15 protein-coding genes are annotated in these 17,022 nt (G+C 43.9%); 11 read left to right on the plus strand and 4 right to left on the minus strand.

What is annotated here, in order from left to right; genetic code table 11:
- Positions 1–3: 3 nt before the first annotated feature.
- The gene (locus R7E00_RS17705) at positions 4–1,758 is read left to right on the plus strand and encodes an ABC transporter permease subunit (RefSeq protein ID WP_372052375.1); all 1,755 of its coding nucleotides are present in this window, start codon (positions 4–6) and stop codon (positions 1,756–1,758) included.
- A gap of 177 nt (positions 1,759–1,935) precedes the next feature.
- Here the strand turns inward: R7E00_RS17705 and R7E00_RS17710 are convergent, their stop codons facing one another.
- Positions 1,936–2,694, minus strand: a complete 759-nt coding sequence (locus R7E00_RS17710) for a DeoR/GlpR family DNA-binding transcription regulator (RefSeq protein WP_005375354.1) — start codon at positions 2,692–2,694, stop codon at positions 1,936–1,938.
- A 274-nt stretch (positions 2,695–2,968) separates the two neighbouring features.
- Here R7E00_RS17710 and ltnD point away from each other — a divergent pair, with 274 nt between their 5' ends.
- The 6 genes from ltnD (at position 2,969) to R7E00_RS17740 (ending at position 9,108) form a co-directional block, all read left to right on the plus strand.
- On the plus strand, positions 2,969–3,877 hold the full coding sequence (ltnD, locus tag R7E00_RS17715) for an L-threonate dehydrogenase (protein ID WP_262605985.1): 909 nt from the start codon (positions 2,969–2,971) through the stop codon (positions 3,875–3,877).
- A gap of 25 nt (positions 3,878–3,902) precedes the next feature.
- Positions 3,903–5,159, plus strand: a complete 1,257-nt coding sequence (gene otnK, locus R7E00_RS17720) for a 3-oxo-tetronate kinase (protein WP_206970811.1) — start codon at positions 3,903–3,905, stop codon at positions 5,157–5,159.
- 11 nt (positions 5,160–5,170) lie between these two features.
- Positions 5,171–5,818 (plus strand): aldolase, encoded by a 648-nt coding sequence (locus R7E00_RS17725; protein ID WP_005385078.1) that lies wholly within the window; start codon positions 5,171–5,173, stop codon positions 5,816–5,818.
- Positions 5,818–6,594, plus strand: a complete 777-nt coding sequence (otnI, locus tag R7E00_RS17730) for a 2-oxo-tetronate isomerase (RefSeq protein ID WP_017635261.1) — start codon at positions 5,818–5,820, stop codon at positions 6,592–6,594. Before R7E00_RS17725 ends, otnI begins: the two co-directional genes overlap by 1 nt.
- Before the next feature lie 61 nt (positions 6,595–6,655).
- A complete protein-coding gene (gene denD / locus R7E00_RS17735; RefSeq protein ID WP_258481723.1) occupies positions 6,656–7,615 on the plus strand; it encodes a D-erythronate dehydrogenase in 960 nt (319 codons plus the stop codon).
- Entirely contained in the window at positions 7,615–9,108 is a 1,494-nt protein-coding gene (locus R7E00_RS17740; RefSeq protein ID WP_005375369.1) for a GntP family permease, read from the plus strand. The genes denD and R7E00_RS17740 overlap by 1 nt, the downstream gene beginning before the upstream one ends.
- Positions 9,109–9,374: 266 nt before the next feature.
- On the opposite strand, the gene rcnR is transcribed toward R7E00_RS17740, so the two are convergent.
- Positions 9,375–9,647: a Ni(II)/Co(II)-binding transcriptional repressor RcnR gene (gene rcnR / locus R7E00_RS17745; protein WP_005375370.1), complete on the minus strand. Its 273-nt coding sequence runs from the start codon at positions 9,645–9,647 to the stop codon at positions 9,375–9,377.
- A 135-nt stretch (positions 9,648–9,782) separates the two neighbouring features.
- On the opposite strand from rcnR, the gene R7E00_RS17750 reads away from it, so the two are divergent.
- Together R7E00_RS17750 and R7E00_RS17755 are read left to right on the plus strand one after the other, a co-directional pair.
- Positions 9,783–10,859, plus strand: a complete 1,077-nt coding sequence (locus R7E00_RS17750; RefSeq protein ID WP_248525431.1) for a nickel/cobalt efflux protein RcnA — start codon at positions 9,783–9,785, stop codon at positions 10,857–10,859.
- A 549-nt stretch (positions 10,860–11,408) separates the two neighbouring features.
- Positions 11,409–12,968, plus strand: a complete 1,560-nt coding sequence (locus R7E00_RS17755) for a methyl-accepting chemotaxis protein (RefSeq protein WP_017635256.1) — start codon at positions 11,409–11,411, stop codon at positions 12,966–12,968.
- 147 nt (positions 12,969–13,115) lie between these two features.
- On the opposite strand, the gene R7E00_RS17760 is transcribed toward R7E00_RS17755, so the two are convergent.
- Complete coding sequence (locus tag R7E00_RS17760; RefSeq protein ID WP_064376759.1) at positions 13,116–14,015, minus strand: LysR family transcriptional regulator; 900 nt, start codon at positions 14,013–14,015, stop codon at positions 13,116–13,118.
- A gap of 141 nt (positions 14,016–14,156) precedes the next feature.
- On the opposite strand from R7E00_RS17760, the gene accD reads away from it, so the two are divergent.
- The gene (gene accD / locus R7E00_RS17765) at positions 14,157–15,020 is read left to right on the plus strand and encodes an acetyl-CoA carboxylase, carboxyltransferase subunit beta (RefSeq protein WP_017821534.1); all 864 of its coding nucleotides are present in this window, start codon (positions 14,157–14,159) and stop codon (positions 15,018–15,020) included.
- Between the two features lie 31 nt (positions 15,021–15,051).
- On the opposite strand, the gene R7E00_RS17770 is transcribed toward accD, so the two are convergent.
- Positions 15,052–16,029 carry a hypothetical protein gene (locus tag R7E00_RS17770; RefSeq protein ID WP_033906792.1) on the minus strand — a complete coding sequence of 326 codons (978 nt, stop codon included), beginning with the start codon at positions 16,027–16,029 and terminating at the stop codon, positions 15,052–15,054.
- Positions 16,030–16,477: 448 nt separating this feature from the next.
- On the opposite strand from R7E00_RS17770, the gene R7E00_RS17775 reads away from it, so the two are divergent.
- A partial coding sequence (locus R7E00_RS17775; RefSeq protein WP_318124455.1) for a M9 family metallopeptidase N-terminal domain-containing protein occupies positions 16,478–17,022 on the plus strand: 545 nt, incomplete at its 3' end.

Below are 17,022 nucleotides of genomic sequence, written 5' to 3' on the forward strand. Positions count from 1 at the left end.
TCGATGTCGTCTGTTGCCAACATGCGCTCTCGTTGGAGCGCTTGTATGCCTGAATGGTTTACGCGTTTTTTGTCGCGCTTCCTGTCACTCGGGGTAGTGGTTGTGCTGGTGGGTTTGATGCCGGATATTGCCGGTATCGACCCAAGCCAATCAATCCTCCGTGCCCGTGCGGGTGCTCAACAATTGCTGACGGCAGAAGCTCTGCAAGCCATTCGAGAAGATCTTCAACTTGACCGCAGCGCTGCTGAGCGACTGTGGGATTGGTTGACGCTTGCCATGCAAGGTGACTTAGGTGTCTCTTGGGTGAGCGGGGCGTCCGTCATGGAGAGCGTTCAACAAACCGCAAAAACGTCACTATTACTGATGCTTACAGCGTTAGGTATAGCATTTGTAATGTGCATGGCGAGCGTGCTTTACACCGTGCGTCGTTGGCAACAGAATCGTTTAGACAAGCATCACGACACGCTCAGTTCGGTGTTGGTCTCATTGCCGGAATACGTGATTGCTTCATTGCTGATCATGGTATTTTCCATTTGGTTGGGTTGGTTCCCACCTTATGGTTGGCAAGGCGTGCAAAACCTCTGGCTACCAAGTTTGGCAATGGCATTGCCTGCTGCTGGTTTGTTCGGGCGCTTGCTCAATGACAGCCTCAAGCGAGTATTAGATGAGCCTTGGGTGATCACTTGGCTATCGGCAAACGTCAGTAAGTTTCAGATCTTACGCTTTGCCTTGTGGCGTGCCGTTAGTAACTTGATTCCTCAAATCGCAATGACGGTGATTGGTTTAACCGGCGGCGCGGTTGCTGTGGAACAAGTGTTTTCCATTCCGGGCATCGGACGACTAATCTTAGGTGCAGCGAAGTCACAAGATCTGCCGATGCTGCAAGGTGGCTTGTTGGTGTTACTGGTGTTCTCGATGTTGATCAGCAGTGCGAGTATTTTATTGCAACGCTGGTTACTCGGGCACAGTGTCACAAGTGGCAAGTTGATCAGCAGTCACAGCACGTTCCGTTTTACCCAAAGCACCACCAAACGTATCGTCAGTGCCACAATCTTTGTCTTGCTGATTGGTTGTGCTGGATGGGCGTTAATGCGCGATCCTTACACCATCCAATTTACCCGCCTTGAATCGCCAAGCTTAGCTGCCCCGTTTGGTGCCGATGCGGTCGGGCGAGATCTGCTTGCTCGCGTTGGCGGCGGTATGATGTCGACAATCAAAATGGGCATCATCGCGACGTTCCTAAGTTTGGTGATTGGCTTGCTGCTCGGTTTCGTGACTCGTTATAGCCAAGGCTTAATTGAGATCACCAAAGGTGTGCCGTACATTGTGGCGGGTCTGCTGATTGCTGGTCTAACGGGGATGGACCCAAACAGCGCTTTGATTGCGATTGTTATGGTGTCATGGGCACCATTAGCAGCGCACTGTGCAAGTTTGTTGATGGAAGCCAAAGCGCAGCCTTACACGCATCTTGCGCCCATTTGGGGAACCAGTCAGTGGCGAGTACTCCGTTACTACTTGTTGCCTTACGTACTACCGCCATTGATTCGTCACGCGTTTCTCCGTTTGCCATACATTACGCTTAGCCTGACTTCTCTGAGTTTTATCGGACTTGGCGTTAAGCCACCAGAACCTGAGTGGGGTTTATTGATTGCGGAAAACTTGCCTTATATCGAGCGCTCACCATTGGGCGTCTTGCTGCCAATCTCAGGTTTAGTTTTGATGGCAATTGCGGTGAATTTGATTTTTGATGACAAGTGACGAGCAGCGATAAAGCGAAGTGAGCTTCCATATCCAGATGTAATCAGTAATTTGGTAATTTAGAAAACAAAAGGATGTGTTTTCTGCCAGAAAGTACACAGCACGGTCTATGTATATTGGAAGCACCTATAAATTAACGAGTATAAAAGTTACGCGAACTCAGATGTTTAGGTAGTGTTACTCTTTATACACACGTAATCCTTTATCCGTTAATTCTTGAGTGACCACTTCGGATAGGTTTCGATCGGTAATAATTCCGTCCAATTGCTCGATGTCTAATGCATGAAAGCTCGCTATCTGACCGTATTTAGTTGAGTCTGAGATCAGATAATTGGTTTGTGCCGCCTTGATGATTGCTTTTTTAACGAGAACTTTATTTTCATTAGGTGTTGATAAGCCTTTCAAGCTCCAAGATGAAGTCGAAATAAAGGCGATATCAATATTTAGCCCATTCAAGAACTCTGCGACTTTTCCTCCAATGGTGGATTGGTTCTCGCGGTCAATTTTTCCCCCAGTGTGGTAAAGCTCACATTCACTGTGCGTCATAAGGAAAGCAGCAATAGAGAAGTCATTGGTGATCACTAAAAGATCATTACGATTTGCTATTTGATGGGCGATTTCTAGAGAGGTTGTTCCCGCATCCAAGTAAATCGTAGCGTCTTGACCAATTAACGTAGCCGCCAGCTTACCAATTTGAATTTTTTCATCCGCTTGTTGCTCGACCTTCGCATCATGGGAAAGTTCGGAATGTAGAGCTTGAGCGAGTTGCACTCCACCAGAAACAGAAACGACTTTACCTGAGGATTCAAGCTTCACGATATCACGACGAATGGTCATATGTGATACGCCAAGGTGGTCGGTTAAATCTGAAATGCTTAACACTTCTTGATGTGATAACAGGGATAATATGGTTCTTTGACGTTCTGCTGGGATCATAGTTTCACTTCTATATTCTTGTTTTTCAGTATCCTACCAATCTTTTCATTTGTTGTGAATATCTGTGAATTATGTTCTCAACGTTGTAAGAACAGCCTTCGCTTGTGTTAACTGCTCGGAATATCTCTGCCCATAAAGAGGTATATATCACGACATTGTTAATTTGTGTGAAAAAATGTGATTCAAAGCGAGGTCTTAGTATTAATCTTCACATATAATCACATCAACCAAACAAGAGTTAACAAAGTTTAATAGACCAGAAGGCATTGTTTTTATGAGTGAAGTTCAATCTGTAGGTGTTATCGGTTTAGGCTCTATGGGAATGGGCGCCGCAAAGTCATGTGTGCGTGTAGGCCTAGATGTCTATGGTTTCGATTTAAATTCTCAAGCGCTTGAAGAGTTAGGTTCATTCGGTGCAAAAGCTGTTTCTACAAATGCAGTTGAGTTTGCAGATAAGCTTGATTCGGTTCTAGTTCTTGTTGTGAACGCAGCTCAAGTTAACACGGTCTTGTTCAAAACCGGTCTTGCTAAAGTGCTTAAGCCGAATACGCCAGTAATGGTTTCAGCAACCATCTCAGCAGAAGACGCAAAACAAATTGAAGCGAAATTGGCAGAACACAACCTTGTGATGCTTGATGCACCGGTATCTGGTGGTGCTGCAAAAGCAGAATCAGGTGAGATGACTATTATGGCGTCGGGAGCGCAAAGCACATTTGATGCACTTGAACCAGTACTCAACGCAACGGCAGCTAAGGTCTACAACATCGGTGAAGCGATTGGCCTAGGCGCAACTGTGAAGATTATCCACCAATTGCTAGCAGGTGTTCATATCGCAGCTGGTGCTGAAGCAATGGCATTAGCGGCACGTGCAAACATTCCTCTTGACCTGATGTACGACGTGGTGACGAATGCAGCGGGTAACTCTTGGATGTTTGAGAACCGCATGAAGCATGTAGTTGATGGTGACTACTCCCCTAAATCTATGGTCGACATCTTTGTGAAAGATCTAAACCTCGTATCGGACACAGCAAAAGATCTCAAATTTCCACTTCCTCTATCAAGCACAGCACTAAACATGTTTTTGAGTGCAAGCAATGCTGGTTTTGGCCAGGAAGACGACAGTGCCGTTATCAAGATTTTTGATGGTATTGAGCTTCCAGGTGTAGAAAACAAACAGAAGTAAGCGCACGTAAAACGGAGAAAAAATGATGTTATTAGGCGTTATCGCAGACGACTTTACTGGCGCAACAGACATCGCAGGTTTTCTTGTAGAAAACGGCATGCGCACAGTTCAGCTTAACGATATTCCAAAAGAAGAGATTGATGTAAATGCAGATGCGGTCGTGATCAGTCTTAAATCTCGCTCTTGTCCTGTAGATGAGGCAATCGAGGATTCAGTAGCTGCGCTTAAGTGGCTGCAAGCAAATGGCTGTCAGCAGTTTTACTTCAAGTACTGCTCAACGTTTGACAGCACAGCAGAAGGTAACATTGGTCCTGTAACGGATGCACTGCTTGCAGAGCTAGGTGAAGCGTTCACCATTGTATGCCCATCATTACCAGTGAATGGTCGCACAGTTTACAACGGCCATCTATTTGTATTCCAAGACTTGCTAAGCGACTCAGGTATGCGTAATCACCCTGTGACACCAATGACTGATTCAAGCCTAGTTCGTATGATGGATGCTCAATCTCAAGGCAAATCTGGCCTGGTAAACTTCCAAATAATTGAACAAGGTCCAAAAGCGGTAATTGAGCGCTTTGAAGAGCTAAAAGTACAAGGTAACCGCTATGCAGTGGTTGATGCATTCAATGCAGAGCATCTTGTCACACTTGGCCAAGCGGCGAAGTCTCTAAAACTGGTAACTGGTGGTTCTGGTTTGGCTGCGGGTATTGCTAAGAACTGGATAGAGAACCTTGAAGATCAAAGTGATGCGAAGCAAGAGGGGAACCCTAAAAAGGCACCAACCGTTGTGTTATCTGGATCTTGTTCTGTCATGACCAACCAACAGGTCGCTGTTTACAAAGAAAAAGCGCCACACTTTGCTATTGATGTGAAGGCGTGTCTGACGGAAGAAGATTACTTAAATCAAGTGTTTGATTGGGTCATGACCAACATCGAAAGCGAGTTCGCACCACTGGTTTACGCAACCGCAGATGCAGCGGCGTTAAAAGCGATTCAACAAGAGTTTGGCGCGCATGCTTCAAGTCACGCGGTTGAACAATTCTTTAGCCAACTTGCAATCAAACTTCAGCAGCACGGTGTGAAAAATTTCATCGTTGCGGGTGGGGAAACCTCAGGGGTTGTAACCCAAAGCCTAGCCGTAAAAGGTTTTCATATCGGTCCTCAAATCGCACCAGGTGTACCTTGGGTGAAGTCACTTGAAGGCGAGCTTTCTTTGGCTCTGAAATCGGGCAACTTCGGCGATGAACACTTCTTTGCCAAAGCACAGTCGTTTTTTGAATAGGTGAGGTTGTGATGAATAAAGAATTGATGACAGAACAACAACTGCGAGAGCAAATGGTCACTATGGCGCGCTCTATGTTTGAACGTGGCTATGCGACTGGCGGCGCTGGCAACCTTTCTCTAAAACTGCCTAATGGACACTTTCTGGCAACGCCAACTGGTTCTTCGTTCGGCCGCTTGATTGCTGAAGAGCTTTCGGTTGTGGATATTGATGGCAACCATATCTCTGGTGAAAAGCCATCAAAAGAAGTGGCTTTTCATCTGGCGATTTATCGAAATAACTCAAAGTGTAATGCGATTGTGCATCTACATTCTACTTACTTGACGGCGCTTTCTTGTCTTGAAGGTTTAGATCGCGAGAATGCCATCAAAGCTTTCACACCTTACTTTGTAATGCGCATTGGCGAACTGCCAGTGATTCCGTACCTGCGCCCGGGCGACCCTCAGATTGCTGAAGAACTTGCGCAGCGGGCAAGTGACTACCGAGCTTTCCTCCTGGCGAACCATGGTCCAGTGATCACGGGTACGGACTTTGAAGATGCAGTGGATAACGCAGAAGAGCTAGAAGAGACAGCGAAGCTAGCGTTCATTCTTAAAGACAGCAACATCCGCTACTTAACGGATACTGAGATTCAAGACCTAAAAGGGAGAGGTAAGTAATGGCTAAATTCGCGGCAAATCTGACAATGTTATTCACAGAAGTTCCTTTTCTAGATCGTTTCGAAAAAGCACACCAAGCGGGCTTCAAAGCGGTGGAATACCTTTTCCCATACGCATTCGAAGCGCAAAAACTAGCAAGCAAGATACAGCAGTTTGGTTTTGAGCAAGCGTTATTCAACATGCCTCCAGGTGATTGGGATGCAGGTGAACGAGGTTTTGCAGCTATTCCGGGGCGTGAGGATGAATTTAAAACGAGCGTCGAGACTGCTCTGATGTACGCCAAGGCACTGAACTGTAAAAAGGTTCACGCTATGTCTGGCATTGTTGATTCTCGCTTCACTCGTGATCAGCATATTGAAACCTTTATCTCAAACATTCGTTATGCAGCGGATAAGTTTGCCGAACAAGGTGTTGAGCTGATGATTGAGCCACTCAACAATCGCGATGTACCGAACTACTTTGTTGCACATCAACGTGAAGCGGTGGAACTCATCAAACAAGTGGCTCGTCCAAACGTGAAATTGCAGCTCGATCTCTATCACGCACAAATTATGGACGGTGATCTGAGTACGTTGATTCGCGATGTGGCGCCATACACAGGCCATATTCAAATTGCTTCTGTGCCTGAAAGGCACGAACCATCGGAAGGCGAACTGAATTACCCACACCTATTCAATGTTTTGGATGACTCTGGTTACCAAGGCTGGATCGGTTGTGAATACAACCCAAGGCATAGCACGCAGCTGGGCCTTAGTTGGGTTAAACCATACCTATAACAATTTTAATTTCTATCCATAAATAACTTGAAACCAATTACAAAAACAAAGGGTCGTGACTATGAATATTATCATAACTGGAGGGGCGGGTTTTCTCGGAACCCTACTTGCCAAATCACTACTAAAAGAAAACAAAGCTGAAAGTATTACTATTGTCGACATTCAAAAGTCGCGCTTAGAGGGCATTGATGACCGAGTCGTTTCTTTAGTCATGGATATGACAAAGCGAGAAAATATAGACCAAGTTATTACTGCCGAAACGACACACATTTTTCATTTAGCGGCAATTGTATCGAGCCATGCTGAGCAAGATTTTGATTTAGGCGTAGCTGTAAACCTGACGACCACACAGTTATTGCTTGAGCGTTGCCGTAAAGTAAACCCTAATATTCGTTTTACGTTTGCTTCATCTTTAGCTGTATTTGGTGGTGATCTTCCGGAAACGATTACACCAATAACAGCACTTCATCCTCAGTCATCCTACGGGACGCAAAAAGCTATAGGTGAGTTATTGGTGAACGACTATGCCCGTAAAGGCTTTGTTAAAGCTATATCCGTACGTTTACCGACTATTTGTATTCGCCCTGGGAAACCAAACCTTGCCGCTAGCTCTTTCGTAAGCGGAATTATTCGTGAGCCTTTGAATGCTCAAGAATCAAATTGTCCTGTAGACCCTACGCTAAAACTTTGGATATCGAGCCCGTCTAGAGTGGTGGACAATATTCAATATGCAGGGCTAATGCCTTATGAGCAGTTAAATAATCTGTCCTATAGAACGCTTAATTTACCTGGTATTCAAACTACACCAGCTGAGATGATTCAAACAATGGACACTCTAATGGGTAAACAACTTTCTAATTATATTACCTATGAGCATGATGCGGGTATTGATCGTATTGTGAGTAGTTGGCCACAAAAAATTGATTGTACTAAAGAACTGGAGCTTGGATTTAAATCAGACAGTAATTTCAAGGATGTATTACAACAATTTATTTCTGTTAACAATATGGAGATTGTCTAATGTTACCAACCTCAGTAATTGGACTAATAGTAGCCGTATCAGTCCTTGTTTTTCTTGTATTACGTACAAAAGTACATGTGTTAATTGCGATGTTAATTGCGGCATGTATCGCAGGTATTATTGGTGGGTTAAGTGTTGACGACACGATTGCGACCGTTAGCAAAGGATTTGGTGGAACATTAGGCGGTATAGGGATTGTCATCGGTCTCGGCGTTATGATGGGGGCTATTTTAGAGGCTTCTGGAGCAGGAGAAAGTATTGCCTATAATTTTATAAAGTGGTTAGGAAAAAAGAAAGAAGAGGCCGCTCTTGCTGTAACTGGCTATATTGTTAGCATCCCAATCTTTGTGGATAGCGCGCTTATCATTCTTTATCCAATTGCGAAGTCTTTGTCAAAAACGTCCAATCGCTCGATTTTAACGCTTACGGTTGCTCTGGCGGGCGGCTTGGTCGTAGCGCATCACGCTATTCCGCCGACTCCAGGGCCTTTGGGCGTTGCTGGTATCTTTGGTGTCGATCTTGCCAGCATGTTAGGTTTTGGTTTGATGATCGCAGCGCCTTGTGTCATGGGTATTGTTTGGTATGCAAGATGGTTAGAAAAGCAGTTTCCTGAATTCATTCCAACCGAACATTTCTCGAAGTCTAGTGAGCAACTGATTAATGATCACAAAGAGTACATTGCAAGTAAAGAAGCGAAAGACCTACCATCTTTAAGTAAATCTATCGCTCCAATTATTATCCCTATTTTACTTATACTTGCGAAATCAGTGATGGGTTTATTAGAGGGGACTTTCGGTTTCGAAGGGCTGACTGCAACAACATTTGGTCAATTTATCGCTTTTATCGGCAGCCCTACTATTGCACTATCAATAGCGACGTTATTAGCGGTTTACACATTGGGTAATAACCTTACCAAAGAAGAAGCGAATGAAAAGATGGAACAAGGAATCTCCACTTGTGGCATCATTTTGTTAGTAACAGGAGCTGGTGGCGCGTTAGGTGCCGTATTGCGTGAAACGGGTGCGGGCGCAGAGATTGCTAACCAAGTTGCAGGGCTTCCTATTTCTGCGGTTATGATTCCATTTATTATTGCGACGTTAGTTCGTATTATTCAGGGCTCTGGTACAGTCTCCATGATAACCGCTGCTTCTATATCTGCCCCAGTTTTAGTAAATATTCCTGACGTTAACCTTTTATTCGCAGCGACGGCAGCTACGATGGGATCTCTATTTGCTGGCTACTTTAATGACTCGCTATTCCATATTGTTAATCGATTAATGGGGGTGACTGAGGTTAAGAAACAACTCATTATTTGGACTATTCCAACAACAATTGCTTGGGCTATTGGTGGTTCATTAGTCATGATTCTTAACTTATTCTTCGGATCTCATGGTTCAATCTTTGATCCTGTGTTACCACTTGCTGTACTTTTGGGGTGTGTTGCATTTACAAAATCTTACAGCGCTAAGCACGTCGAATTACAAGAGGTATAAAGGTTTACTTGTACTCTTCCATAAAGTAAAAACCTATCACAATATGTATTTTTATCAGATAGTTTAGAGTTTTTTAATAATATGAACGGCCCTATGTTTGGGCCGTTTTAGTTCTTATAAATAAACTATTTAACTTGAACCGATATAGGTTCCATTTTCAACTTAATCAATATGAAATGGAATTTTTATTTCCCGCTTAGTAAGCGATTACCTATAAAGGATCTATTCGAGTTTAACCCTAGTGACTTTACTCTAGCGAAGTAGGGTTACTTTATATAAGAGTCCAGTACTTTTAATACGACTTCCATATCTTTTTCACGTTGAGTTTTGTCTTCCTCAAGTACAACGTGCTCAAGTAAGTGACCTTTAATTACTTCTCGCATCAAACCATTTACTGCTCCCCGAATAGCGGCAATCTGCTGCAACACATCTTGGCATTCATGCTCTTCTTCCAGCATTTTTTTAAGTCCATTCACCTGACCCTGTATTTTACTGACTCGAGTGTTGAGCTTCTTTTGATCTCTGGTTGTATGCGACATGTCTTATCTTCTTTAAGTTACGGGCCGAGTTATTCTAACTGATAATGTAGCACTCAATTTATACTGGGGGGTAGTATTTAATACTAGGGGGGAGTATAGTTTGCGATAAATTAGAATCAACAACAGAGAACAACAATGGATTTTGTCGCGTTACTACAACAAGGTAATGGGTGGTTCTTTATTCCCAGTGCCATTTTGCTTGGCGCTTTGCATGGTTTAGAACCTGGGCACTCTAAAACGATGATGGCGGCGTTCATTGTCGCTGTGAAAGGAACGGTCAAACAAGCCGTGATGCTGGGTTTAGCTGCCACACTTTCTCACACTGCAATTGTATGGTTAATCGCTGTTGGCGGGATGTATATTAGCCAGAAATTCACCGCTGAAGCGGCTGAACCATGGATGCAACTTATCTCTGGGGTCATTATCGTGACAACCGGCGTATGGATGTTTTGGCGGACATGGAGCGATGAGCGAGCTTGGAACAAAGTTCAGGATCATGCTCGCGATTGGACGACGCAAGTTGTGGATACAGGACATGGGCATGTTTCGCTTTCGATTACAGAGGAAGGGGAGCATCACCGTTTCCAGTTGCGAACACTCAGCGGTAAACCTTTAACTGCTGAAGGTATCAAGGTTTCGGTATCGAGTGATGGTTATCAACCTGCTGATATTTATCACTTTATAGAGCGTGATGGATACTTGGAATCGGCGTCTTGCATTAAAGTCTCTAATGGACTTTCTGTCACTTTGATCATCGGGCACCATGATCATACCCATGACTTTGATGTACATTTCCGTCCTGGTTCTCATTTAGAAAGCGAAGATAAGGAATATCAAGATGCTCACGAACGCGCTCACGCTTTAGACATTCAAAAACGCTTTGAGAATCGAGACGTGACGAATGGGCAAATTCTGCTGTTTGGATTAACGGGCGGTTTGATTCCATGCCCTGCTGCGGTAACGGTTTTGCTTATCTGTTTGCAGCTTAAGGCAATGACTCTTGGTGCGACATTAGTTGTGTCATTCAGTATTGGCTTAGCCTTGACTCTGGTTGCTGTTGGCGTTGTGGCAGCAGTGGGCGTGCAAAAAGCGACATCTAAATGGAGCGGTTTGAATGATGTTGCACGTCGAGCTCCTTACTTATCGGGCGTCTTGATCAGTGCAGTTGGTTTGTACATGGGTATGCATGGATACATATCGCTGACAAGTTAAACTCTGTGGTAAAGATTCTTTTCCTTTCTTTTTGCATGGGTAATAGCTTCATGCCTTGGTTTGCCTATTTTGCTGCCGATTCTTGATTGAGAATCACTCGATCTGACATCGCTGCCATATCTACAAACCAAGTCATTCTCGCTTCACCAAGCATCTCGGATTACAACCGCTGCAATTGTGGCTCTAATATCTGAACCTGAGATACTAAATGATAAAACGGGAGCACTGACCACAGCGCTCCCGACGGCAAAACGCTAATTAGAACTCTTTTCTTTAATGTTCGATACCAATTTGGTCGCATAGTTAAATTTAACTATGCAAACGTTTCCTTTTGCGTACTCGTCCCTTCGCCAAACCTCGTAGAAATGTGACGTTTTGAAGACTTTTTTTCCTTCTGTCTAAAGTAATCGGGAACCAAGCAGATACATAGTTATAAAGTTATGTCTTGCTCTGCCAAACAGACCCAAAATGCAGTTTGGTTGGTTTTGGAGAAGAAAGGCTTAGCGCTCGATTAATGAGCATCAATTGAATTGTATTGAGACAATTATAATGAAAAGAATCATCTTATTAGCAGTCTGCGCCATGTTTGGTATTGCTGTCGTGGCGAGTATGGCATCAACGTACCTAATTTCGAGTCAGAAAATCGATGACATCATCTTAAACAAATCCCAAGTTCAAGCTGAGTTTCTAGCGGGAAATGCGAGTTATATTTTGGAGAACTCAGCCAATCCAATGCAAGATTTACAATCGCTTGTTGAGGGGCTGAAACAACGTTCAGACGTGAGTTATGCCGTTGTAATTGACCGTAACGTAACGGCAGTAGCCCACAGTGATAAGCACAAGCTGAACAAAACCTATAACGATGAATATACTGTTGAAGGCGCGACGAGAGGTGTTCAACAGTACTCAAAGTGGTATGCCGATGTCCAGAAAGTATGGGTGTTTGACATCATGGCACCAATTTATGTGGATGGTCAGTTATACGGTACTTTTGATATTGGTATTCCTATTACCGAAGTGAGCCAAGCGACGAATGGAATTATTACTTACCAGTTGATCTCTATGGTGGCGATCTTCGTTATGTGTGTTTTGATTCTGTCACTTCTGCTAAATAAACTGATGAGACCGCTTTCTGCGCTTAAAGACGCTCTACAAGACATCTCAAAAGGAGACGGAGACTTAACCGTTCGTTTGCCAGCGAAAGGTAATGACGAAGTCGCGCAAATTTCTTCTGCTTTCAACGTTTTTGTTGGGAAAGTACATGAGATTATTACACAAGTTGTAAATACTGGTGTGGAGCTTAATAGTTCAGCTGTCGCTTTGCGTGGGCAATCTCAGCAAGCGCTCACAAGAGGGCAAGAGCAGAACGAGCAAACCATGCTGGTTGTCACATCCATGAACGAAATGATTGCGACGGTCAATGAAATTGCCTCCAATGCTGCCGGAGCGGCAAATGCTGCGAGTGCAGCAAGTAATGAAGCGCAAGATGGCTACACGACGCTAGAAAGAACCAAAACGGCGATGACTAATCTTGAAAACGAGATGAACAGCACTTCCAACATTATCGTGAGTCTTGCTGAAAATACTCAGTCAATTGGTAGTATTCTAGAGGTGATTAGAGGTATTTCGGAGCAAACCAATCTATTGGCTCTCAATGCGGCTATCGAAGCGGCACGCGCTGGTGATGCCGGCCGAGGTTTTGCAGTAGTCGCTGATGAAGTTCGCAACCTAGCGACTAAAACGGCTCATTCTACCGATGAAATTGACAATATGATTCACCAGCTACAAACTGAAGCTCAAAGTGCGGTGAATTCAATGAGTAATAGTAAGACTCTTATTGAAGAAGGAACGGCAGAAACTGAGTTAGCTCGACAGGCTTTAGAAGCAATAGCTGCACAAGTGACGACTATTTCAGATATCAATACTCAAGTAGCAACCGCAACAGAACAGCAATCAACGGTAGCAAACGAAATTAATATGAACATGGATACCGTCAGCCACTCAGTGAAAAGTGCGCTAACAGCGAGTGAGCAACTAGAAGAATCAAGTCAACAACTCGCGGAGCTATCGCGAACACTCGATCGTCACGTAGGAGCGTTTAGAATCTAAACGCCAACTGACCCTCTTTAATAAAAGCCAGTAAATGTTAATTGCTGGCTTTTTTATTTGAAAAAATCGAGTCTCAAATCGCTTAGCGGTGTTTGTCCTTTCTAGACGATAAAACAGAATACGATAAATTAGTTGAGTAAAGCTTAGCTAGGCGTTAAGTTTTGCGTTTTGCTTTAAATGTTCAACAAACATAGATATTTTCTTAGCTACATGTTTTCTTGACGAGTAAAAGGCGTAAAGCACTAAATCCTCAGGTTCGTACTCTAGAGTGACGATTTCTAGCTCACCATTTTTGATCTCATTTTGGCATGACTCAATTGGCAATATTGCGTATCCAAGCCCTGATAACGCGCCATATCTGGCGAGATGACCGCTGTTTACTTTGAATGAAGATTGCACAGTTTGAGTAATATGGCCCCCAGCAGGGTTTCTGAATACCCATGGTGCACCATTTACTGCGGTAAGCGTCGTGATGCAGGGAACATGACTTAGATCCGTAATTTTGTAAGGGGGGGCGTATTTCTCAATTAGTTGAGGCGCGGCTAAAATGGCACTGGGCCAGCGTTTTATCTCTCTCGCCACCCAGTTACTGTCTGACAAAGTCCCTCTATGAAAACTCAAAATGACATCAAAGCTGTCAATAACATCATCTTTAGGGTTTAGCGTTGTATCGCAAGACAAAGAGATTGACGGGTATTGCGTGCAAAAGGTGACAACCGCTTTGGCCAGTACAGGTGTGTCTGGCATAAGAGTTCGCAGTTCCCCTGTTACCGTGTGCGAGTGGCGCGTTACAGTTTCTAGTGCGGCGTTGAGTTGCTCCAATAACGGACGAGTGCTGCTATAGAGCTCTTCTCCAGCCTCGGTGGGCGTCATTCGCCTTGTTGTTCTATTGAACAACCTAATGTTTAACTTTTCTTCAAGCAGGGCAATGTGTCGGCTGATATTTGATGTTGGTATATTCAAACACTCAGCGGCTCGCTTAAAGCTGTTGTTCTCATAAACACAGTGAAAACTTTTTAACCAGATTTGGTCAACGTTATCAAACATTTCATTATCCCACTTTATTGGATTATCAAGCCAGCATATCGCACTTTATCCCTGTACTAAGTTACATACAATTTTATTTACAAGTTTAAGCGAACAAACAACGAGATATCGCGCTAGAACGTAATCAATAGTGGTGAATTTATGAGCTGGTTAGAACGGTTATTTGAGAATAAAAATATAATAGGTTCGCGCAAAGCGTCTATCCCTGAGGGCGTTTGGACAAAGTGTCCTGAGTGTGAACAAATACTTTATCGTGCCGCGTTAAAAGAAAATTTGGAAGTATGCCCTAAATGCTCATATCACATGAGAATGGCTGCGCGTCAAAGGTTGATCTCTTTTCTGGACCATGGAACACAACAAGAGTTGGCAAGTGAGTTGGAGCCACAAGATATTTTGGGTTTTAAAGACTTAAAGCGATATAAAGAGCGAATTGCTTTAGCACAGAAAACGACTGGAGAAAAAGATGCGTTGGTGGTGATGGAGGGCAAGTTATTGGGGCTGCCTGTTGTTGCGTGTGCATTCGAATTCTCTTTCATGGCAGGCTCGATGGGCGCAGTGGTTGGCGAGAAGTTTGTCCGAGCAGTTGAAAGCGCAATTAATACAAAATCTGGGTTAGTATGTTTTTCCGCTTGCGGAGGGGCGCGCATGCAAGAGTCTTTGGTGGCACTCATGCAAATGTCAAAAACCAGCGCCGCGTTAAACCACTTATCTGAGCACAGATTACCCTATATCTCAGTATTGACGGACCAAACTTATGGTGGCGTCTCGGCGAGTTTAGCCATGTTAGGAGACATCAATATTGGTGAACCTAAAGCAAGTATTGGCTTTGCGGGAAGACGGGTCATTGAGCAAACGGTACGTGAAAAGCTACCAGACGAGTTTCAGCGAAGTGAATTTTTACTAGCGCATGGTGCGCTAGATATGATTGTCGATAGACGTGAAATGCGCGATCGCGTTGGCCGCTTACTGGCTAAGTTAACCAACGCGAGGGTGGTCTCAGAATAGGTTGTATTAAAATTAGACTTAGTACTTGCGTTTATTGAGCCGTAATCATTACAAACCGTTCATTTTGCCCCCATCTTGGTTCCGCATTCATTAGGCTGAGATCCAACGCCGTTTGGTATGGGTCAACAGCAAAATGGTTGCTTACTAACCCCCAGAGCATCCAGTTGATTGCGGTTTCATTCTCGGTAAGCTCTTCGAGTGGCGCTTGGAGGAAAAAGTACTCATCTTCGCCATCGTAACCGAGCCGATCATAGATAATGTTGCGTAGCTCTCGATCCAAATCATGTTGGAGGTTGATTGAGTCGTACAGTTGCTCTTCTGTTGGGCCATTCTCATGGTGATAAACATTGCGTTTTGACTCTTTGTGTAAAGTACCTGCGCCAGTTTCAATGCTTACTTTCTTTTGCGAGTGTTGCTCAAGAACTTGAATGATTTCATCCTCTAGTTGATCGAGTTTACTCAGCAAAACTTGATTGTTTATGTCACCAGCGGGGGAGGCCATCGTTTGGAAGGCTTTCACTCTCTCGTAGACTGCTTTCCCGTGAGGAAGGGCTGCAAAACACTGTTCTTGGAGCGCTTCATTGGCTTGCCAAATGCCCGAGTAGAGCTCGTAATCATGTGTATATGGTGGAAGCTCTTCAGTATCTTCCCCTAATAATTCTCGCCAGTGCTTTTGCCACTGTTCTTCTTTTGCGTGTTTTACACGCGCGTATTGCTTAACCCAGCGGTTACGAAGTTTTACCCCAAAAATGGCAAGTCCCCATGGAGCGAGCAAATAAAAATAATAGTGAGAAGAGTTATCCCAAAAGTAACCGTAAACGTAAACACCAAAAGCAAGCACCCAAGTTCCAATAGTACAAGCAATAACCCCGGACATTATTGATGATTGGCGCTTTGTTTCTCTTAATGTATTACCTTCAGCACATAACCAAAAAATGCCGCCAAAAACAAAGGCAAACGTTGTCATGAAGTAGGCAATCCCCGCTCCCCAAAATCCCCAAAGTGACATGTATTATCCCTAGCCAAATATCTGCTTTATTCACTCATCAATGACTGGAGGAGTAAATGTGTTTGATTTGGCGGAGAATTTACCATTAATGCCAACCTTTTGATATGCACTCTATGACTTATTGGGAATGAGTCACAAATAAAAATAGATGGTATCAAGCATCAAAATTTAATTTAGAACCTTTGATTGTCGTGAACTCTATCTGGAAGAGTTAAGGGGGGCGTTTAAGGGCAATTTTCCTCATAAAGTCGTTATTTAGAAAAAGGTAAATTAATGTTTTTATTGATAATTGTGAGTTTTTTTGGAGTGGGATTGCTCCCATTTAATTAGAGTAAAAGACCTATTTTTGGGAGCGGTTTCATAAATTTTATGACACTGATTTCACTGTTTGAGCTGTAAAGAATATAAACCCCCACTCAATGTATGTTAATAATCAATGAGTGTTGTTATGTCTCATATCCGTTTTTTCCCGCGCCATCGTTTGGCGCTTGCTTGTATGCTAGCGAGTGTGTCTGGCTTCTCTTTTGCACAAAATCAGTGTGCTGTTGCTGATTTACAACAATCGCGAGATCTGGCTACTGCCGTTTCTGGTGCTGAGTATGATTGCTACCACGCTTGGTTTTCAGCACCTTCAGAAACGCTGAATGATATCTATAGTGAAGCGAGCCTAAGCCGTATCCAAGTCGCGCTGGATCAAGAAATCGCTCGCTATCGTGGTGAAGCAGATCAAGCTCGTATTCTAGAGAACCTAGGCGAATTTATTCGAGCGGCCTACTACGTTCGCTACAACGCTGGTACTGGTACACCTGAGTTTTCGCAAGCGTTGAGTCAGCGTTTTGCTCAGTCGACGAACCTATTCCTAAACAACCCTCATGCTTTGGATCAAGGTCGTGAACAAGTTGGTGCAATGAAGAGCCTGACTTTGATGGTTGATAACGTTAAGCAGTTGCCGCTGACCATGGATAGCATGATGGCCGCGTTGATGCACTTTAA

Origin of the sequence: Vibrio sp. Vb1755 (genome assembly GCF_033338635.1) — a bacterium.
In the GTDB taxonomy this organism is placed as follows: domain Bacteria; phylum Pseudomonadota; class Gammaproteobacteria; order Enterobacterales; family Vibrionaceae; genus Vibrio; species Vibrio alginolyticus.